Origin of the sequence: uncultured Prevotella sp. (genome assembly GCF_946407605.1) — a bacterium.
Taxonomy (GTDB): Bacteria; Bacteroidota; Bacteroidia; order Bacteroidales; family Bacteroidaceae; genus Prevotella.
The window spans coordinates 45,237-66,829 of record NZ_CAMJOS010000009.1; the positions used below are offsets into that span (position 1 = coordinate 45,237).

General features: G+C 48.6%; 16 protein-coding genes. 10 read left to right on the forward strand and 6 right to left on the reverse strand.

Features of this window, described 5'->3' with window-relative positions; genetic code table 11:
- Positions 1-194: 194 nt before the first annotated feature.
- A complete protein-coding gene (locus Q0R57_RS05860; RefSeq protein WP_294744601.1) occupies positions 195-2,447 on the reverse strand; it encodes a glycosyl hydrolase 115 family protein in 2,253 nt (750 codons plus the stop codon).
- A gap of 115 nt (positions 2,448-2,562) precedes the next feature.
- Between Q0R57_RS05860 and Q0R57_RS05865 the strand changes: the two genes are divergently transcribed.
- The 9 genes from Q0R57_RS05865 (at position 2,563) to Q0R57_RS05905 (ending at position 11,878) form a co-directional block, all read left to right on the forward strand.
- The gene (locus Q0R57_RS05865; protein WP_294744603.1) at positions 2,563-2,943 is read left to right on the forward strand and encodes a hypothetical protein; all 381 of its coding nucleotides are present in this window, start codon (positions 2,563-2,565) and stop codon (positions 2,941-2,943) included.
- Between the two features lie 515 nt (positions 2,944-3,458).
- Positions 3,459-6,206: a DNA methyltransferase gene (locus Q0R57_RS05870; protein ID WP_294744605.1), complete on the forward strand. Its 2,748-nt coding sequence runs from the start codon at positions 3,459-3,461 to the stop codon at positions 6,204-6,206.
- A gap of 68 nt (positions 6,207-6,274) precedes the next feature.
- A complete protein-coding gene (locus Q0R57_RS05875) occupies positions 6,275-6,397 on the forward strand; it encodes a hypothetical protein (RefSeq protein WP_294744607.1) in 123 nt (40 codons plus the stop codon).
- A 5-nt stretch (positions 6,398-6,402) separates the two neighbouring features.
- The gene (locus tag Q0R57_RS05880; protein WP_294744689.1) at positions 6,403-6,897 is read left to right on the forward strand and encodes a DUF6169 family protein; all 495 of its coding nucleotides are present in this window, start codon (positions 6,403-6,405) and stop codon (positions 6,895-6,897) included.
- A 109-nt stretch (positions 6,898-7,006) separates the two neighbouring features.
- The gene (locus tag Q0R57_RS05885; RefSeq protein WP_294744610.1) at positions 7,007-9,025 is read left to right on the forward strand and encodes a DEAD/DEAH box helicase family protein; all 2,019 of its coding nucleotides are present in this window, start codon (positions 7,007-7,009) and stop codon (positions 9,023-9,025) included.
- Between the two features lie 10 nt (positions 9,026-9,035).
- A complete protein-coding gene (locus Q0R57_RS05890; protein WP_294744612.1) occupies positions 9,036-9,272 on the forward strand; it encodes a hypothetical protein in 237 nt (78 codons plus the stop codon).
- Positions 9,263-10,486 carry a GIY-YIG nuclease family protein gene (locus Q0R57_RS05895; protein WP_294744614.1) on the forward strand — a complete coding sequence of 408 codons (1,224 nt, stop codon included), beginning with the start codon at positions 9,263-9,265 and terminating at the stop codon, positions 10,484-10,486. Before Q0R57_RS05890 ends, Q0R57_RS05895 begins: the two co-directional genes overlap by 10 nt.
- Before the next feature lie 123 nt (positions 10,487-10,609).
- On the forward strand, positions 10,610-11,365 hold the full coding sequence (locus tag Q0R57_RS05900; protein WP_294744615.1) for a phospholipase D-like domain-containing protein: 756 nt from the start codon (positions 10,610-10,612) through the stop codon (positions 11,363-11,365).
- A gap of 90 nt (positions 11,366-11,455) precedes the next feature.
- On the forward strand, positions 11,456-11,878 hold the full coding sequence (locus Q0R57_RS05905) for a hypothetical protein (protein WP_294744617.1): 423 nt from the start codon (positions 11,456-11,458) through the stop codon (positions 11,876-11,878).
- A gap of 726 nt (positions 11,879-12,604) precedes the next feature.
- Here the strand turns inward: Q0R57_RS05905 and Q0R57_RS05910 are convergent.
- The 5 genes from Q0R57_RS05910 to Q0R57_RS05930 are packed head-to-tail and all read right to left on the reverse strand — an operon-like array spanning position 12,605 to position 19,124.
- Entirely contained in the window at positions 12,605-13,708 is a 1,104-nt protein-coding gene (locus tag Q0R57_RS05910) for a glycosyltransferase family 1 protein (RefSeq protein ID WP_294744620.1), read from the reverse strand.
- On the reverse strand, positions 13,705-14,691 hold the full coding sequence (locus tag Q0R57_RS05915) for a glycosyltransferase (RefSeq protein WP_294744621.1): 987 nt from the start codon (positions 14,689-14,691) through the stop codon (positions 13,705-13,707). Before Q0R57_RS05915 ends, Q0R57_RS05910 begins: the two co-directional genes overlap by 4 nt.
- The gene (locus Q0R57_RS05920; protein ID WP_294744623.1) at positions 14,673-15,578 is read right to left on the reverse strand and encodes a glycosyltransferase family 2 protein; all 906 of its coding nucleotides are present in this window, start codon (positions 15,576-15,578) and stop codon (positions 14,673-14,675) included. The genes Q0R57_RS05915 and Q0R57_RS05920 overlap by 19 nt, the downstream gene beginning before the upstream one ends.
- Positions 15,579-15,601: 23 nt before the next feature.
- Positions 15,602-17,113, reverse strand: coding sequence for an oligosaccharide flippase family protein (locus Q0R57_RS05925; protein ID WP_294744625.1), 1,512 nt, complete (start codon positions 17,111-17,113; stop codon positions 15,602-15,604).
- Positions 17,114-17,123: 10 nt separating this feature from the next.
- Complete coding sequence (locus Q0R57_RS05930; protein WP_294744628.1) at positions 17,124-19,124, reverse strand: glycosyltransferase family 2 protein; 2,001 nt, start codon at positions 19,122-19,124, stop codon at positions 17,124-17,126.
- 74 nt (positions 19,125-19,198) lie between these two features.
- On the opposite strand from Q0R57_RS05930, the gene Q0R57_RS05935 reads away from it, so the two are divergent.
- A complete protein-coding gene (locus Q0R57_RS05935) occupies positions 19,199-21,589 on the forward strand; it encodes a UvrD-helicase domain-containing protein (protein ID WP_294744630.1) in 2,391 nt (796 codons plus the stop codon).
- Positions 21,590-21,593: the final 4 nt, after the last annotated feature.

A 21,593-nucleotide genomic window follows, 5' to 3' on the forward strand; every position in this document is an offset into this window, starting at 1 on the left:
CCCCTCTTTTAATATTCTTTTCTACTTTAATTGATACGGGCAGGTTCGCTGTGAAGCGAGCCTACTTTTTTTGAACATCAAAGACACCAACTCATCTCTGAGTCGGTGCCTTCGTTCTGTTCTAGTGAAGCGGACGGGTAGGGGATTGTGTCTTTTCCTAATTTCGGTTGATAGCGATTTTATTTTAAAAGTAATCAATTTTGTATGCTTTTAACAGTCAGCTCGTCGAGAACCACATGATTGTCGAGAGCATGGACTGTAATAGAGTGACTCCCTTTCTGCAGATGAACCTTTGTGTCACGTATAGCCTGAGCGCGAAGTACATTGTCTTTCCATCGTTCTGAACGGAAGGGTTCCTTCAACGAATATACAACCGGTTCACCACCATCGATGCTGACACTAAATCGCAAGTCACCGCTGTCAAGAGGATGTGTCGGTATGAGGGCTGTTGTCACGGTGTAGTCGCCCTCCACGTCGATATCCGCCTTGTAGGTCATGCTCCTGCCCTTGGGCAGTGAGATGGCATTCATGGAGTGACCGAGCATCTGTATGACATCCGCATTTCCCGATACCGGCACCACTCTTACGTCAACAGTCTTAACCTCTTCTCTCAGACGCCCACGGACATCTTCAAAAACAGGCAGCTTTCGTGGGGTTGCATCCATCAGACAGCGCCATTTGCCTCCACGCATCTCATTATACTGACGAGTGAGCGACTGGATCTCATCGTATGCCCGGCGGCTCTCTGCGGAGTCTGTGAGAATCTTGGTGCTCATAGCAGATGCAGCCCACACGGGATACTGGATGGCTGCGAAGAAGGCATCATACAGTTCTGGACGCACATAGGCTTTAGCCTCGATGATGCGAGCCTTGATGCACTCGAAGTCGGCCAGACGACTTGCAGCCTCCTGACGGGAGAATTGCACATCGCCAACTGTGGAGAGGCCACGATGATATTTTTTCTTGTCGAGCTCCACCTGTGTGAATCCCATAAACTCCGGACGACGCTCGCCACAGAGACGATAGAACTGGAACATAGCAGGATAGAGCCGCTCGCCCGCCTCACTACCGAACTGACGACAGAGCCAGGAGCGGAGATGCTGTCCAAGCGAAGAACTGCTGACAGCGTTGATGTTCCAAGCCATGTCGAGGAAGAGTTCCAGGTCGTAGGCTGCCACTTTCGGATCGTGGACATTGGCAATCCAAAGCCTTCGGGCATTGTGGTCATACGCCTGACGCATCTCATTGTAGACAAGTCCGGGCTGTGTAGTCGTGAGCCAGAGATAATCGTGAGGACGCCCCCAATAAGAGAGGTGATAATACACTCCCGCACCTCCGCTGCGCTGCTGCTCGCGGGCATCAGAGAGACGGGTGATATACCCATAGTTGTCATCGCACCACATCAGGGTGACATAGTCCGGCACCTTGAGGCCCTTCTCATACAACTGCAGCACCTCTTTATACGGCACAAACATCTGCATCTGCTTTTCGGGTGCTCCGACGTACTTCACTATGAGCTGCTGCTGGTCGTCGATAACCTGCTGCAGGGCCTCGAACTTCTCCTGTTCAGTGGCATAGCCCTCCATCGAACTGTCGTGAATACCACGCATGCCAATAGTAAATATGTTATTACCGGATGTCTTTACTTCTTTAAGGCGCTCAATCCAATACTGTTGTACTGCCTCGCGATTGGTGCGATAGTTGAAGCGTCCTCGTTCGGATACATTCCACTCGCCTACATTGTTGCGCAAAAGCGGTTCACAGTGCGAGGTTCCTATGACGATGCCGCACGAGTCAGCAACAGCCTTGTTGCCTGGTGTAAGGAAGAATGCCTTTGTACCCTCGTGCATAGCAGGCCAGATGGCATTGGCACGCAGGCGCAGCAACAACTCGAATATCTTGCGATAAGTGCGGGGACCTATCTCCCCATTGGAGTTTGGCTCGAATGTATTGCAGCTCCAAGGACGGATACTCCAGTCTTCATCGTTGATAAAGATACCCCTATAGGCTACACTCGGGCTCTGCTCTGTGGTAAAGTCTCCGCTAAGCACCAGCTTGTCACGACGCTCAGGCACTATATCACCCCACCATATCCAAGGCGAGACACCAGCCATGCGCGAGAGCTCCAGCAGTCCATATGCCATTCCCCTGCCATTTCCACCCTCTACGAAGATGCTTCCATTCTTTGTGTATATGCGGAAAGCGTCAGCAGGAAGAGTCTTTGACAACTGGCAGTTGACGACAGCCTTCTTGGATGCCACAGGCATCATTCCTGTTACCTGCAGCATATCATCCTTCCACATCGACAGTGCTGTACCAACCACGAGTTCCGCCTTCTTGGGAATATTGTAGGTCACCGGGTGCTGTCCGTCGAACCACACCACCTCACCGGCAGAAATAATGAGGGAACACTTCAGTACCAGGAATGTCAGTAATATCCTTTTCATTCAGCAATGTCTTTATATCCTAAATTCCGCAGCACTTTAGTGCTGCAAATCAAGACAAGCAAAATCATCAATGACATGGCAAAGGTACAACAAAAATCTGAGAAAATCAGCGCTTTTGGCGGAATATTTTTTGTTTAATGTGACAGGGGACAGTCCCTTGTCACACTCTAATGGTATCACGATGGACGTTGAGGTAACGAAATCTGACTTGAAAACCATTGTCAGCAAAAACACTCAGGACAACCGTTTCAATGCCTTCAAGAACAAGGTTGCACAGGACATTAGGGGTTTCATTGAAAAAGCTAAATACGAAGGCTGGCGCGAGGTGATTCCAGGCAAACATCCAGAGACTGCCTATTTCGCTTACTTCAGCAGAGAGCTGGGAGCAAAGGCATATCTCTGTGTTCGCAGAATCAAGAACACAGGTCTGTTCAAGCCATACGCCATTATTGATCAAACGATGTTCGATGCTGAGATACAAAACCTGCGGAAATAAAAAACCGCTGAACTGATTTGCTAACCCGATTACGGTGCTACTCTTTCATTTCAGCGGGAGGAAATCGTTTCCTTTCGTGCTGCAAAGATAGTTATTTTTTTGTTATCTTCCAAATTTTCGAGCAGCGAATTCAAAAATAAATGCATTATTCTTTGTTTTGTGCAAAATAATTGCTATCTTTGCATTCAAGTACTGCCAATTGTAGTAAACTACACTTGCTTCGGCAGCTCCCTGGGTGCAGGGTGGTGGTATGACTTTTGAGGGTAAAACAAATGAAGCGTACGCTTTTAATTCAAAACGTCTCTTAAGCTTGGCCGCGAAATAGACGATCACCAAAATGATAAAAGTGGACGTTCACGCAGATAGCGTGGGCGTTTATCTTATCTTTTGGTGAAGGCACCGGCCAAGCGCCTGAGACGTTGGATAAGTATAAACTGTCCACGTTTTTTCATGCGCTTGGCCGATGTCGCGTTATTGAAGAAATTCCGTTCGCTTTCTTCAATAACTATGAAACTATGGCAAAGAAACTGCAACTTGGCTATAGGGAGATAGAGCAACGATTAGCCGATTCGTTCAGTAAGGGTGTGAATCCATCTGAGGTGGGTTATCAATTACTCTATTCCTTTGGCAAAAGCGAACGTGACATTGAGCGTTACAAAGAGGGTAAGGGGGTACTTAAAACCTTTGATGGCTTGCTCATCAAGGGCCTTTTCTGCTATCAACCCGTCAGTATGTTTGGCTTAACATCACAATTGGAACTACTAAAGACGGAACCACAGATTATCAAGGCAGCACCTAAGATCATTGCTGTAAGTGATGGTAAGTCAATTTTAGCTTATGATCTCAGGGAAAAAGATACTTATGAGAACCAACTGGAGCGACTGCCCTCTGACTTTGCTTTCTTCTATCCATTGATGGATGTAGAGCGCGTTCACTATGTGGAGGAGAGCCCTGCAGACATCAAGGCGGCAGAGAAATTAGCCAAACTTCATGACGAACTGCGAGCCTATAATGAGTTCCGTAGTAATGATGACCTGCACGACCTCAACATTTTTATAACCCGCCTGCTGTTCTGCTTCTTTGCAGAAGATACTGGCATCTTCGAGGAAAACCTTTTTACGAGTTCGATCCAACGATATACCAAGGAGGACGGTTCGGACCTATCAGACTATCTGGCACATACCTTTAATATTATGGATGTCTCGTTGCGCAGTCGTGAAACGCTGAGCATCATCAAGCAGTTCCCCTATGTGAACGGTGGTCTGTTCTCCAAACATATTCAGATACCCAAGATGGGTGCTAAGGCCCGCAGGATTATCATTGAGTGTGGCGAACTGGACTGGAAGGACATTAACCCAGACATTTTCGGCTCAATGATCCAGGCTGTGGTTAATCCTGAGGAACGCGCCAATCAGGGAATGCACTATACGAGTGTGCCAAACATCATGAAGGTGATTAACCCGTTGTTCTTGGATGAACTGCGTGGAGAATATAACAAGCTGAATGAGTTCTATGAGCAGAAACTTCAGATGAAGAATATTGGCGCACTCTCTGTGAAACAATTCTATGATGACTTGAAGCCTGTGATAAGAAAATGTGATGCTTTGTTGAAGCGCATGAGTCGCATGAAGTTCTTTGACCCTGCTTGTGGTAGCGGCAACTTCCTGATTATCACCTATAAGTGTTTGCGATTCCTCGAAATGGATATCCTTGCATTACAGCAGAAGTGTACCCCTCAAGGTGAAATCCTATTTGTGGATAACAGCGTTATATCGCTGAGCCAGTTTTACGGCATTGAGTTGCTCGACTTCCCTCACGAGGTGGCGATGCTGTCACTCTGGTTGGCAGAGCACCAGATGAACACCAAACTCAATGAGAACTTTGGCGTCAATACCAAGGCCCTGCCCTTGAAGAATATTACCCAAATCGTCTGCGGCAATGCCTGTCGTATTGACTGGAATACAGTATGCCCACATACCCCAGATGAAGAGGTCTATATCTTTGGTAATCCACCGTATTTGGGAAGTCGGAACCAAACCGAAGATCATAAATCAGACATTGATTTCGTTCTTGGAAGAGTTAAATCGCATCGTCGATTTGATTATATTGCAAACTGGTTCTTTTTAGGTTCCAAATATATTAAAGGCTCGAAAGCGCGTCTTGCTTTTGTATCTACCAACTCCATATGCCAAGGAGAACAATTAAGCCTTTGGGATGAGGTCTTAGAAAATACGGAAATTGGCTTTGCCTATACGACATTTAACTGGACAAATAATGCAAAATATAATGCTGGCGTATCTGTAGTAATAATAGGCATTAGAGGGAAATGTAAAGAAAAATGTTTCTTATATGAAGGAGATGAGAAAAAAGAAGTAGATTCAATATCTCCTCGTTTGTCTAATGAGACTTTATATGTGTCTATTCAAAAACAGACAAAGTCAATTTCTGATTTGCCTGAAATGAGAAGAGGTAATATGCCTAATGATAAAGAGTATTTAAGGTTGTCTGTTTATGAGAAGAAGCAGATGATTGACAACTATCCAGACTCATCAAAATATATAAGGCTACAGGTAGGTTCTGAAGAATTCATCAATAGCATTGAGCGATACTGTTTGTGGATTTCTGATGAGGATTATTCTTCCGCAATATCAATTCCACCAATTAAAGAGCGTGTTGATGCTGTTAGGGAATACCGACTTCATAGCAAAGATGTAACGTTACATGAGCAAGCAAAACGTCCACATCAGTTCAGAGAGTTCTTCGAGTGCGGCGAATGGTCGTTGCTGATTCCAATTGTATCTTCAGGAAGAAGAGATTATATACCAATTGGTTTTCCCCCAAATAAGACCATAGTGCCAAATTCTGCTCAAGTTGTCTATAATGCAGATTCTTTCTTATTTGGATTGTTGTCATCCAAATTGCACAATATGTGGGTAAAAAAGAATGCAGGAAGGATGAGAAGCGATTTTCGTTACTCAATTTTCCTATGTTACAACACCTTCCCCTTCCCCAAAATCTCTGCTGAGAAGAAGCAGGAGATAGAATCAGCAGCAGAGGAAGTGCTGATTACTCGTGAGTATTATCCTGAGAAGACTTTGGCAGAGCTTTATGACCCAGACAAGATGCCACAGGATTTGCGTGAGGCTCATGCCAAACTGGATGACATCGTGGAGAGTTGCTATCCTGGTTATCCTTTTGCCTCAGACGAAGCCCGTTTGGAGTGTCTGTTTAAGCTCTACGAAAAGATGACATCTGCGAAATAACGGCAGAAAAATTTGGAAGTTACAGATAAAGTCCGTATCTTTGCAGTGTAATTGCAAAGAAGTGAGTTATGAAACTGACAAAGGAAGAAGCACTGAAGCGTTTTAAAAACGCACTGAATCGCAAGAAGGCTTGGGAAGAAAAGTTCGAAGCGAAATATGCTGATGTAACAAACTTGTACACAACAGCATAGGAGTGATGAACAATCTTTCCTTAGACTATATTAACACGAGGTCGCCATATCTGGTCAAACGAGCAGATGATGGCGATTATGTGTTTCAGACTGCCAAGGGCGTTATCTATGGCATTGGTTTTATCGAGAACGACCCTCTTGGAGGATGCGAAACTTATCAGTTGTCCATCAGTAACCAGAATAAACTCCATGCTTCATACGACCCAGATGTAAAGAACACCACACTTATTATTGTCGATGCGTTCTTCCGCGAGAACTTAGACGGCTTGCTTTATATGTGTGATACCAGTGATAGCCGTGAAGCTGCACGCAACCGACTGTTCTTGCGATGGTTTGAGGAATCTGCAGAACCAGAACGTTTTACAATAAAGACGGCAAGTGCTGTGATAGAAGGGCAGGGGATATATGCTGCTATCATTGTTGAAAACCGGAACCCTATGGCCCAAGCAATTATTGATGACTTTGAACTGACAGCAAAGATGCTGACAGAAGACAAATAACAAAGCGCTACAAAACTAAGAATTCGAAACGTCTCTTAAGCTTGGCCGCAGACAGACAAACGTAGAGAATATCTTTTGAGGAAAGGCGCTGAACTAAAGATATTCTGACATGCTAAAAACTGAAAACACGATTGTTGATATCAAGTATCAACAGACAGGGACGGCTACTGCCGTAAACCCCTTAGGAATGCGCGAGATGCAGGCAATGGCCTACGAACATCGTAACAAACGTTTCCTTCTGATTAAGGCACCTCCAGCCTCTGGAAAGAGCCGCGCACTGATGTTTATTGCACTTGATAAGTTGCAGAATCAGGGACTTAAGAGAGTTGTGGTGGCTGTGCCTGAAAAGAGTATTGGCCGCTCGTTTAAGAATACCAATCTGACGAATGGTGGCTTCTTTGCCAATTGGGCCGTACCAACATATTTCAATCTGACTGATGTCAAAAACGAGCAGGACAAGAAAGGTCGTTTTATTGAATTCTTCCGTCAGAATGGTGCGAAGATACTGGTTTGCGCCCATGCTACCCTGCGAAATGGCATGAAAGAACTGGAAGACGAAGCTTTTAACGATACATTGTTGGCTATTGACGAGTTTCACCATACCAGTGCTGATGCCAATTCAAATCTTGGCGACGTGGTGCGCAGAGTGATGAACAACTCCACAGGACATATCGTTGCTATGACAGGAAGCTATTTTAGAGGCGATGGTGTGCCTGTGCTCAGAGCAGAAGATGAGGCAAGATTCTTCCCTGTAACCTATAATTACTACCAGCAACTAAACGGCTACAAATATTTGAAGAACCTGATTTTGGGTTATCACTTCTATCATGGTTCGTATCTGGATCGTATTGGTGAAGTGCTCGATACCACGAAGAAAACGATTATCCACATACCCAGTGTGAATGCACGTAGTTCAACGGGACTCGGTAAGTATACTGAGACTGGCGAAATCATGAAAGTGATAGGTACTGTCGAATCAAAAGATTATAATACTGGTATTTATAATGTAAGAACTGCTGATGGCAGACTGCTGAAGGTAGCAGACCTTGTGGAAGACGACCAGAAGGAGCGCAATATGGTGCAAGGATATCTGCAAAACATCAAGCATCGTGACGATGTGGACATTATTATTGCACTGGGTACAGCCAAGGAAGGATTTGACTGGCAGTGGTGTGAGATGTGTCTGACGGTTGGTGTACGTGGTTCGCTGACTGAAGTGATACAGATTATTGGAAGATGTACGCGTGACTGTGAAGGAAAAGAAACGGCTCGTTTTGTGAACCTGATAGCAATGCCGGATGCCGAGCAGGCAGAAGTGAAAGTGGCGGTAAATGACTTTTTGAAAGCAATTACCGCGTCGCTTCTGATGGAACAGGTGATGGCACCCAGTTGGAAGTTTAAAACCATTAAGGACGAAGACGACGGTAAAGGCGATTTGACGCATACTATTGTTGTGGAAGGACTGAAGCCGCTGTCAAGCGAAAAGACAAAGACGATTGTTGAAAGTCAACTTGATGATTTGAAGGCTGCTGTATTGCAGGACGACATGATGGTCAAGGCGTTGAGTGGTTCTACTACAGCAGAAACGATTACCCAGCATATCATTCCAAAGATAATACGTGAACGTTATCCGGAGTTGACGGACGAAGAAATTGAGGAGGTGCGTCAGCGTTTGCTCCTCGACACCATCATTAAAGGCAATGATATTGTTAATGAAAAAGGTGAGCCAATCTCTTCGATACCAAGTAGTGGCGATGGTGAAGAGAAGAGTGAAGGAAACAGGCTGATAAAGATTGCCAATAGGTTTATCAATATTGACCAACTTAGTATTAACTTGATTGACACGATAAATCCTTTCCAGCGTGCTTACGAAGTTATATCTAAGTCGGTAGATGCTAAGACGCTCAAACTGATACAAGATACTATTGCAGAGCAGAAATATGATATGACCTTAGAACAGGCCATCATTCTGTTCAAGGGTCCGTTGAAAGAATATGTGGCTGAGCATGATGGGAAAATACCATCAATGGATGATCCTGATCCAAGAGTAAGGGAGTTAGCCGTGGCTTATGCAAAGATATGGAACCAGAAACGCCGTCAATTGAGCGGACTAGAAATAGGAGAGTAGAGGCATGAGTATGATTATAAGAGACATCAAGAAAGAATTGCTTGAACTATTTGATGATCCTTTGTTGGATGGCGCACGTCCTTTTGCTAAGGCCATTACTGCAGATGACAGAATCATGCAGAAGATTGCTGAGATAAAGGAATGGATAGCTCAAAATGGTCGTGAACCACAAAAGAATGGTAACTTGAAAGAGAAACTAATGTTTGCATCATTAACGACATTAAAAGAAAAGGGATTATGGACATAGATAAAGAATTGGAGGCATTGTTTGATGACCCATTGTTGAATGTTAGCGAAGAAGAAAAGAGTCTTTTTGAAATTCCACAGGATATGCGAAGGGTGATTGCCAAGAAGAAAGCTGATTATGTGGCCCAACATAAACTCTGCGAGAACTTCGATGATTACAAACCCTTATTTGCGAAGGTACATCGTGAGTTGAAACAAGGACTGCGCTCGTTGGTCAAAATTACCAAGACTGCTACACTCGCTGAAGGTCGCTTTTATTTTGTAAGTGGACAAATGCTATTGTTGGAAAAGATAGGGGAACTGAAGAAAAGTAGTAACTTCCTTCCAGATGCGAGAACGCGTTGTATTTATGAGAATGGTACTGAGTCGGACATCCTGTTACAAACACTTCGAAAGAATGTTGTGGGTGACGGGTATGCAGTAACAGAATTGCAGGAAGATGTTAATGGCAAGTTCTTTAGCAATTCTGATATAACAGCAGATGACAAAGTGACGGGCTACATTTATGTACTTAGTTCATTATCGCAAGACCCTGTTATCAAAGACGTAAAGCATCTCTATAAGATTGGATTCTCGACAAATAGTGTTGAGCAAAGAATAGCAAATGCTGAGAATGAACCCACATACTTGATGGCTCCAGTAAAGATTCAAGCTACCTATAAGGTAGTTAATGTAAATTCTCAGAAGTTTGAAGACTTGATACATCAGGTATTAAAGCCAGCTCAATTCCAAGTGTCTGTATTCGACGATAAAGGTGCAGAGCATCAACCTCAAGAATGGTTCATAGTACCTTTGCCTGTTGTGGATGTAATTATCCAAAAAATCATGGATGGAAGTATTGTAGGATACACTTATAATCCTGAGCAAGAATGTTTGGAAAAACGAATAATAAAGGAGAAGTCTACATTCGATACCAAAGGCATGAAGGTTCTGACACTCAATATCAAGAAGATATACTTTGATGATATTCTGAGTGGTGCAAAGAAGATAGAGTATAGAGAATTGAAGCAGACGACACTCAACAAATATACCTATCTGGATGAATCTGATGGAAAACGCTATCTACGTCGATATGATGCAATACGTCTTTTTGTCGGTTATCATAAAGCTAGAGAAAGCGCCTTGGTTCAGGTGAAGGATATCACGTACAGGAATGGTGTCGTGGAATATCATTTAGGATTAATCTTAGAAGTAATAAATAATAAGCATAAGTAAATCAAGTACACGCCTGAACCGACCCAGTTGTGTTCCGGCCTGACCTACGATGAGGTGCTTATCATAGACCCAACTCCGCCATTCACGCAAGAAGATTACGAACAAGACAACTTATAAGAAAAGATGCCCATCAATAAATACATAAGTACCAAAGATGCGGTCCGTCTAACCGGTCTTTCAACGCAGGAAATTTACGACCTGATTCATAACGGTACGCTTCCAGCTCGCAAAGCCCCCAAAAGCGGATGGCGTATTATGCCACAAGATCTGGCTGGATTAGGATTGATTAAGAATGAGTCAGACTCTATTGAAGAAGTTCCTCAAACGGAGGACTATATTTCTTATGTAGCAGATGAGGAGCATTACTCAGAGGTATTCAAACGGATGACAGAAGTGAAACATAGCTTGAAAATAGCAACGGCAAATCTAAAGAACTTTAGCGTTACTATTGAGTCAGATAGCGGAGATGAAAAACTACGCTTATGCGACTTCTTCCTGTTACTTGTGGAGCGAGGTGTTCATGTTCAGGTGGTGTGCATGAAGCCTTTCGGATTCTACCTGTACACAAAGGAAAACTGCCCTCAACTTTTGGACAATCCTCTCTTCGAGTTACGTTATAACGAGCACAACCATATGAAATTATTCGTCTTTGATGATGAATGTGCTTACATTGGTTCTGCCAACATCACCTCGGCTGCTATAGGCATGCGGGTAAAAAGAAATCATGAAGCAGGGATGTTGGTTAGTGGGGAGAATCTAATAATGGCACCACTACGTCATTTTGAAAAGGTTTGGGATAATCCAGACATATTTAAACATACCTGGAAACGTTTTACCAAAATGGCAAAGGAGTTAGAAAAAGCAGTATTATCTAAATAAATTCTCTTTTGTTCGTTTTGGCTGAACAAAAAAATGATTATCTTTGCAAACAGAAAACAATAATTACGTATAACTAAAAATCATAAGACTATGAGTAAGAATTTGAAATCCAAGTTTGTGGATATTTGCGGAGGCGAAACTCTCATTAAACTGAATTCTGATGACAATGATAACGTTCTAAAACTTAAAGTCAATAAGGATACGTTTAAGAGCATTGTAAGCGGTAAGACGAAAGTATATACAGATGCGATTTCTCCTAAAAATCTCAGTATGTTCTTTGTTCTGAATGAAGATGGGACTGTGAAGGAGATTAAGGGCGTTCCGCAGTTAAGGAAGTATGAGGCAATTCAATTCATCAACAAAGATGAGTCATATACCTGTCAGATAAACAATGCTGATGTGGTATATATGAATCCTGATATTGGAAATATCATACCTTATTCTGAATTAGAGGATGAAAACATTGACTATACTGACTGCATGATATCCTATACTTTGGGGGAAAAGGTTTAATTATCTTTTAAATATTTCATCTGTTTGCTCTTAGTGAACAAATATTGATTATCTTTGCATCGGAATCCATAATGGCAGGGCATCGCAATGCCCAGTATGAGGGCGCGAGTCCTGCCATGTGGGTTCCTTTTTTTGTTGAAGCAGAAAGACTTTAAGTTACATTTTGGTAAGGAAATTGATTTCTCTACCAAAGTACACTAGGGACAGGTGAGCGTCTCGCCTAACGGATGATGGTAGAGGGCTGATGGCTGAAGGATGATGTCATGCTCTCTGTCGAAGTAGACTCCGCAAAGATACAGTCACTTTCGGGTCTTTTCTGACGTTCCTTTCATCCGTTCCAATGGTGTTTTGCAGTCGTTCCGATGATACTTTACCCCCCTAAAGTATCATCGGAACGAGTCGTAGATGCCATCGGAAGCACCTGAAGATGACGTCGGAACGAGTGTAAGATGACGTCAGTCACAGAGCCACATACCAAGGAGATAGTTTGCACGCAGAATTCGCCTTGAATTTACACAGAATTCGCCTTGAATTTACGCAGAATTCGCCTTGAATTTACGCAGAATTCGCCTTGAATTTACGCAGAGTCGTCGGGAAATACCGATAGTTGCTTTATAAGGACTATATACGATATAGTCCCTATTCCTATAAATAGGGACATATAGTCATAGATAGACCATTTGGAGGTCTATCATGACGTATATGAGAATTGGAGAATTGAGGCAGTTATTGCTTGTACAGCGTTTCGTATTGGCGGGCGACCTTGAGGTGGTCGTGATGACGGCGGACATAGTCGATGCTCTGACGCTTGAGGTCGGGGATGCGCTCTGGATGGAGGATGAGGTCTTCGAGGGCATTGCGGACGCTGTCGTAGGTGGGCTCAACGTTGATGATGGGGCGCAGCTCGGTCTCGCCGAGGATGTCGTAGCTTTCGGGCTCACCACCGCCAATACAGATGATGCCCTTCGACATGGCCAGCAGGGGATTCATGGAGGGGGTATAGCTGTAGAGCTGGTCGAGGATGGCGTCGCTGCCGTCCATCAGTCGCTGGTACTCGGCAAAGGGCACGCCCTCAACCTTGATGAGCTGCATCTTGTCGGGGTGGGCCTGGAGCACGTCTTCGGCAGCACGGAGCATGATGTCGGTGCCCTTGTAGGCGCTGCGGCCGCGGCTGATACCTATGAAGATTTTGGTGAAGGGTGAAGGGTGAAGGGTGAAGGGATTTTGGTGAAGGGAGTTCGCAGGCATCTTGATGGGGAGGGGGATGAAGGAGAGCTTTTCGCGGAAGTGGGGCTGGTAGCAGACGTAGTCTTCGTAGAGGCCGGCGACGATATGGTCGCAATGGGTGGCGATGTAGCGGTTGAGCGTCTCCTTGGCGGTGCCCAGCCAGTCGCGCTGCTCTCTGACGGCACACTCATCGGTGCGCAGCTGGTCGCCAATGTTGAAGTCGCTATAGCGCAGGGGCTTGTAGTTGGTGCACTCGCTGACCCAGTAATAGTCCATGCCCATGGCGCAGAGCACCACCTTACGGTTGTGGCGGCGCAGGTATTTGAAGATGGGGAGGATGCGCTCGGCCTTCATCTCGAGGAACATGGGGTTGATGAGTTGCACCACGTCGTAGCCACGCCAGCGCGGCAGGCACGACAGCACCTTGGCCGACAGGCGCAGTCCGCCCAGAGGACCTTCGTGGCGCGTGAGGTCGATGTCGCGCGGATAGTCTTTCCAGAAGTCGCCATTGGAGGCCACCGTGACGTGGTGGCCCAGCGTGCGCAGTCCTTCGGCCAGTGTAGCGTGGACGTTGCTGTATTCGCCCAGTAGCAGTATCTTCATCTCTCTCTCTTGATAAGGGGCAGGGTGCGGAACAGGAAGGCCAGGCCAATCTTGTTGGTGGTGAGACGGCGGAACCAGGTGTATTTCTTGGTGTAGTCCTTGTCGGGCAGGGGAAAGAGGCTGCGGCTGCGCAGCTCGTTGAGCTGGCGGTCGAGGTATTTCTTGTTGCGTGTCTCGACGATGACGTTGTAGATATAGTCCATGGTGAGCTGGTGGACGCGGCGCTGCAGGGCGAGGCGGTCGAGCGAGGTGAACGACGAGCGTTCGATGCTGAAGGCCGACGTGCAGAGGTCGTTGAGGCGGTAGATGACGGCCTTGAAGTCGTTGAGGCGACGGAGCATCTTACGCAGGTTCTTGCTGGTGGTGATGGACTCGCTGCGCTGACGATAGAAATAGGCTGGGGCGCTGGTGCGGATGACAGACTCGGCACGCAGCAGGAGCAGCGGTGTGAACTCCTCGTCTTCGTGGCAGATGCCTGGCGTGAACCTGAGGTTGCCCATGGTGGTGGCCTTGAACAGATAGCCGCAGGCGGTGGCCCTGATATTATTATGGCGCATGAGGTCGCTGCCACTGATGGCGGGCAGGTCGTCGTAGGAGTACTGCTTAGCCTGCTTGCGACAGAAGTCGAACATCACCATGTCGGGCTGCTGGAAGCGTGCTATGTCGAGGCAGTGTTCGTAGAGGTTGCTGACGAGCGTATCGTCGCCATCGACAAACTGGATATAGCGACCCGAGGCGTTCTGCAGTCCGCGGTTGCGGGCGGCGCTGAGTCCGCTGTTGCGCTGCCTGATATATATAATGGTGTCGGCAAGGTCGGTGAGCGATGCAATAGCGGCACGCTTCGAGCCGTCGTCGACGACGATGATCTCACGCTCAAACTCACGCAGCGACAGACTCATGATGCTGTCGATACACTCGCGGAGCAGGGACTCGGGCAGGTTGTAGGTGGGGATGATAAAGCTGACTAGTGGTTGCTGTTCCATCGGTGAAGGGTTTTGTTGAGTTTACAGAGGGCTCGCAGCCCCAGGATATTGAGCAGCAGCGCCTTTACACGGAGTTTCAGCGACAGGCCGCGGGTGAAGGGGTTTACACGGAGGAAGGGCAGCACAGGCTGTTGGCCCGTGAGCTCATAGACATCCATCTGGATGTTGACCACGTGCAGGTAGTACTCGGCGTCGGGCCACGTCCTTAGCGTGGTGAGGTGAGCATCGAGCAGCATGGCCAGTTGTGGGCCCTGCGCCTGCTGGGTGATGCCTTGCGGGTTGAGATGATAGATATAGCAGCCCTCGGAGGTGGTGGTGACAGCGCGTGACTGCTGGAGCAGCAGCGGCTGGGTGAACGCATCCTCGAACACACGGCCCACAGGAAAGGTAACATGCTGGAAGAGCGCTTTGCGATAGAGCTTGTTGCAGGCGTAGGTGTGGGTGTAGCCCTTGGTGCACAGCCAGTAATCGCGGGCACTACTGAAGGTGCGGCAGGGCAGCTGTAGCCGTTCGTCGCGACCAGAAGCATGGCGGCGCACAATGGGATACTCGATGATGTCGGTGTCAGGGCCCATCAGCGGCAGCAGCGCGGCATAGGAGGCTGGCGCCACCTCATCGTCGGCATCGACAAACGTGAGCCATTCGCCCTGCGCCACACGGATGGCGGCATTGCGGGCGTCGCTGAGTCCACCGTTAGACTTGTGAACCACGCGGAAATGACTATCCTTCGCAGCCCATTCGTCGCACAGCTGAGGGCAGCCATCAGGCGAGCCGTCATCGACCAAGATGACCTCGTAGTCGGTGATATCCTGGCGTATGATGCTCTGCAGGCAACGGTCTAAGGTGGCCTCGGAGCGATAGACGGGAACGATGATACTCAACTTCATGGCGCAAAGATACGAAAAAGTTTCTATTCCTCCTGCTTTTTATGCCTGTTTTTTATGCGGCTGATGATGGCCCGCAACTCCATGCGCTTGTTGAGCTGTATGCCGCAATATACGGTGCAGACGAGGGTGGTGATGCCCATGACGGCGTATTTCTCGACAGGCGAGGGGATGAGTGAGCCCAGCAGACAGATGGTGGCCATGATAGAGGTGACGATGATGAGGTTGATGGTCTTGCGCGTGAAGCGGAAGCCATAGCGCCAGGGGATGAGTACCAGGCTGACGGCCACATCGACCAGCGACACGCAGAGCGCACCATAGCCCAGACCGTCGAGTCCGAGGTAGTAGTAGAAGGCGCCCATGATGGTGAACGTCTTGGTGCAGCCCCATACCGTCTCTACCCAGAAGATGATCTGGTTGTCGCCCTTGGCAAAGATGATGTAGTCGCGAGGAAAGCAGAGTGCCTTGAACACGCTGGCCAGACCGATAAAACAAATCATTCGCTCGATGCTCAGGAACTCCTCGGTGAGCAGGATGCGGATGGCCAGCGGCGCCGTGAGGATGAGTATGGAAGCCAGCGGCGCAATGATGAGCATGATGATCTCCGTTTGCTGGTTGATGACGCGGAACGCCTCGCGCATGTTGGTCTTCACCAGACTGGACAGGTGAGGGTAGTAGTCGGTGGCCATAGCGGTAAACACCAGTCCTGTGTATTGGCTGGTGATGACGTTGCTGGCCTGATAGAACCCCACATCCTCTATGCTGCCCACATTGCTGATAAAGGCGATGAGCGCATAGGTGGTGAGCGTGCCCAGCAGCGAGCCGAAGGTCATGATGGCGCCAAACTTGATGATGCCGCGACCCTGCGTCCACATGGTCTTCATGGAGATGTGCTCCTGTGGTGCCGACTGCTTGTTGCGATACGACAGCATGCGGATGACGACGAAATAGACCAGGTTGACAACAATCATGGCTGGCACAATACCCTTGATGCCCCAGATGAAATAGATGGGCACGCTGAGCAGCAGGCCACAGAGTGGAGGCACCACAGAACAGAAGGCCAGCAGCTTATAGCGTCGTAAGCCCTGCATGACAGCCATCTCGCCAGTACCCATCACGTTGAAGAACACAGAGAGGCTGAGCAGGATGAAATAGGGAATGTATGACTGGTCGTTGAACGATGTGTGGGCCAGCACTGGCGACAGCACCACGGTGACGATGAGTCCCAATAGCGACGCCAGCAGCACGATGCGCCTCACCAGACGGATGGTGAACGCCAGCACCTGCGGGTCGGCATCGTTGTTGGCCTGAGAGATGGAGGGTACCGCCGACATGTTGAGTCCCATCAGGGCAAACTGCTGTATGGTGTTGGCTGCCGAGGTGAAGATAGAGGCGATGCCCATGCCTGCCGAATGGAGGATATAGGCCACTAATTTGCCGCGTATGATGTTGACGAGGATGTTGAGTATCTGGGCGCTGCCGAAGATGGCGGTGCTGGATACTATCCTTCGATATGCGCTGGTTTTCTTATCGTTCATGCTTGATGTGTCAGAAATCTATGATGTGTAATGTCTTCTGGCCCACAAGGGCAGCGGCATAGGGGAATCCGCTCTTCATCATGTGAGGGCCTTTGAGCAGGTAGACCTCGCTGGCGCCTGCTATGATGTAGAAGTCCAGGAAGGTCTTCTCGTAGTATTCGTAGTTGTGCACGTCGTCGTTGCCGATATGCGATATAGTGCCTGGCGTGGTGACGATGTCGAAATGGCGCTGCGCCTCGCGGATAAACGTGGTGCTGTCGGAACAGATGACCAGGCGCTGGCGCGGATGCTTCTCCTTGATGATGGTGAGCTGGGCCATGCAGCTGTCGAGCAGCTGGCTGCGCTCCTGTGCCGAGAGAGGCTCGCAATACACCTCTTCGTTGAAGTCGTCGAGGCAGTTGCAGAAACGCGCCGAGACGGTGATATAGTCGCCTGCGATAGCGGCCTTACAACGGTCGATGCTGGTCTGCAGACGTGCCGAAGGTTTGAAGAGCGACTGGAACGAATGGCCAAAGTCGTGGTCGTAGCAGAAGGCGGCATTGGTATAGGCGTGAACCTGATGTTGACGACTGCTGTTGAGCATCTGCACCATCTGCTGTTGGTGCTGCTGACGTTCGGCAGGGGTGTCGAGCACGCTGCTGGCAATGAGCCTCTCAGACTGAGAAGGGGCAAACGACAGCGCCTCGGAAGGGAGGGTCCAGTCGTAAGTGTTGGGCTCCAGATAATCGCTCAGCACAAAGGGATGAGTGAAGTGCAACTTAAACGTGCGCCCTATTTGCAAGCAGGCCTGATAGGTGCTCACGGCACCACGCAGACGGTCGATGAGTCCACCGCTGGGTGCATTGCCGCAGAACATGCTGATGACGTAGGGCTGGCAGTCGGGTAAGGCTGTTGCCTCCTGATAACAAGGTGCTATGGCCTCGATAATCTCCTGCTCTGTGCGTTGGCGGATATACCTGTTGGCATAGGCTTTGGGGCACAGGCGCTGTATCATCTTCTCCACCAAAAGCATGGGCTTGTATTTCAGACAAATCAGGGCGAGCACCAAGGGAAAGCTCACCAGATTGAGGAACTGCAGACGCTCGCCCAGCGTGAGCACGCTGACGTCGAGGCGACGGAAGCAGGTGGAGAGGTTGGTGTGGATCTCGGCATCGGCATGAGCCAGCTCGTCGTGATGAATGACAAAGAGGGCTGTCTTCCAACGCCAGTCGCAGAAGGCCCTGCGCATCATCCTGCGGTATTCCTCGCTGTTGCGGCCAAACTCCTTTTCAATGATGTCGAGCAGTTGCAGACAGGTCTTCTGGGTATGGAACACCTTAGGCGTGATGCGTGTGGTGATAGACTGCTCGTGGTTCTGATAATAATAGCGTGCCGAGGAAAAGGCCGCGGTGTTGGCATGAATCAGATAGAGACGCTCGTCAACCTCGTCGGAGTTCATCCATATGGGCTCTTTCTTCTCTGGCCAACTCATGTTAATCCATGCAGAGCGACGATACAGGCCACCGTTACAGCCAATGTGCCATTCAGGAGCCGTCTCCCTGACAAGGTCCCTGGAGCGATAAACCTTCGTGGTGTCGAAACCTGCAACGGGGAGTGTCGTGGTGGTCTGGCCAGAATCCAAATCAACAACCAGCATCTGGGGATAGACGATATCGGCATCGGTCTGCTGCTGGCGCGTGAGCATCAACTCCAGATAATCGTCGCTGAGCAGGTCGTCAATGTCGAGGGGCAGCACAAAAGCCCCTTGCGACTCATATACGGCATGATCTCTGGGCTGCTTGGCCGAGCCGCTGTTTTTCTGTTGGAAGCAACGTATGCGAGGGTCGTTCATGGCAAGCGCTTCAAGCTTCTCGTAGGTGCCGTCGTCAGAGCCGTCGTCAACCACCACCCATTCCCAGTTTTGATACGTCTGACGGCAAAGACAATCATAGGCACTCTGCACAAAAGCCTCGCCTCTGTACACGGGTGTGACAACCGAAATCAGTATCTTTTCACCGGGAAAATTTTCCATACCTTAAATATAACGGAAAAAAGTAGCGTTTATTTTATAAATAATGATTATCTTTGCACCTGATTTCATAAGATATGGACAATTTACTTTCACAACTGAATGAAAGTCAGCGCGATGCTGTGAAATATTGCGACGGAGCCTCGCTGGTGATTGCTGGCGCAGGGTCGGGAAAGACGCGTGTGCTGACTTATAAGATAGCCTATCTGATGCAGGAGAAAGGGCTCAATCCCTGGAATATCCTGGCGCTGACCTTTACCAACAAGGCAGCCAGGGAGATGAAGGAGCGAATAGCTCGACTGGTGGGGCACGAGCAGGCCCGCTATCTGCAGATGGGTACCTTCCACAGCGTTTTTTCGCGCATACTCAGGGCTGAGGCCGAGAAGATAGGCTACAACTCGAACTTCACCATCTACGACCAGAGCGATGCTCGCTCGCTGGTGAAAAGTATTGTGAAGGAAATGGGACTCGACGATAAGGTGTACAAGCCTGCCAGCGTCAGCGACCAGATCTCGATGGCGAAGAACCATCTCATCATGCCCAATGCCTTTGTGAAGTGCTCACTCTTCGATACTAAGAAGCCCAAGGTGGCCGATGTTTATCTGCGCTATGCGGAGCGTTGTCGACAGGCTAATGCGATGGACTTCGACGACCTGCTGGTGCAGACCTATCTGCTGTTTCTGAACCATGAGGATGTGCGTAGGAAATACGTGGAGCGTTTCCAGTATGTGCTGGTGGATGAGTATCAGGATACGAACTTCGCCCAACAGAAAATTGTGCTGCAACTGACACAGGAACACCAGCGTGTATGTGTGGTGGGCGATGATGCTCAGAGTATCTATAGTTTCCGTGGAGCCAATATTGATAATATATTGAATTTCAGAGACTCATACGATGATGCTAAGCTCTTCAAACTGGAGCAGAACTATCGCTCTACACAGCTCATTGTGCAGGCTGCCAACAGTCTGATAAGGAAGAACGCTCGACAGATTCCAAAGGATGTGTTCAGCAAGAATGAGCATGGTGAGAGGCTCACCCTGAAGCCTGCCTATAGCGACAAAGAAGAGGCCATCATTGTGTGTAAGGATATTCAACGCATCAAGCGGCAGGATCAGGCGCAATACTCTGACTTTGCTATCCTCTATCGCACCAACGCGCAGAGCCGTTCGTTTGAGGAACAGATGCGAAAAGACGGCATTCCATATCGTATCTATGGCGGCCTGAGCTTCTATCAACGCAAGGAAATAAAGGACGTGATTGCCTATTTCCGTGTGGTGGCTAACCCCAACGATGAGGAAGCCCTGAAGCGTATCATCAACTATCCCACACGAGGCATTGGCGATACCACCGTGAATAAGATTGTGACAACGGCTTCGATCTATGGCGTGTCTCTGTGGACTGTTATCCAACAACCACAGCTGTTTCATCTGGACATCAGCGGAGGAACTGCCAAGAAGGTGGAGGCCTTCAGGCAACTGATAGAAGGCTGGAGCGCAAGAGCTATTGCCGAAGATGCCTATCAGCTGGGACATAGCATCATTTCCGAGAGTGGTATCTCGAAGGATATCTATTCCAGTCGCAACCCTGAGGACCTGTCGAGACAGGAGAACCTGGAAGAGTTTCTGGGTGGACTGCAGGACTTTGTGGAGAGTCACAAGGAAGAAGGACAAGGCGACCAGGTGGCGCTGAGTGATTTCCTGCAGGAGGTGGCGTTGCTGACCGACCTCGACAGCGAGGGTGATGAGGACCAGCCGAAGGTGTCGCTGATGACCATCCACTCGGCTAAGGGCTTGGAGTTTCCTACGGTCTTCGTGGTGGGTTTGGAGGAGAATATTTTCCCATCGCCGCTCTGCGTCAATTCTATGCGTGAGCTGGAGGAAGAGCGCCGACTGCTGTATGTGGCCATCACACGAGCCGAGAAGCATTGCATCCTGACCTGTGCACAGAACCGTTTCCGCTATGGACGTATGGAGTACGACACGCCCTCGCGATTTATTCGAGATATAGACCCGCAGTTGCTTACTGTTGTGGGACAGATGGAGGGAGGAAGCAGTTTCGGCACCAGCGAGAGGAAGCCCTGGCAGCGACCCTCCGAGGGACCTGAGTGGATGCAGAATCCCAGACCTGTGGCTACGCAGTTCCGTGCCGACCCGAAGCCCCGTCAGGTGGCTCCTCGTAGGCCCGAGGCCGCTCCCGATCCGTTTAGCGATGCTTTCAAGCGTCAGCTTAATATCGCATCGAACGGCAGGTTCAAACCTGTGCCGAAAAGTGCGCCTGCGGCAGCCAGCCAGCCCTCATCGTCAACGGCTTTGCATGAGGGAGCTGTTATCGAGCATCAGCGTTTCGGTATCGGCACCATTGTGAAGTTGGAGGGTTCTGGCGACAATGAGAAGGCTACGGTGGAGTTCCGCAATGTAGGCACCAAGCAGTTGCTGCTGAAGTTCGCCAAGTTTAATGTGTTGAAATAAAGAT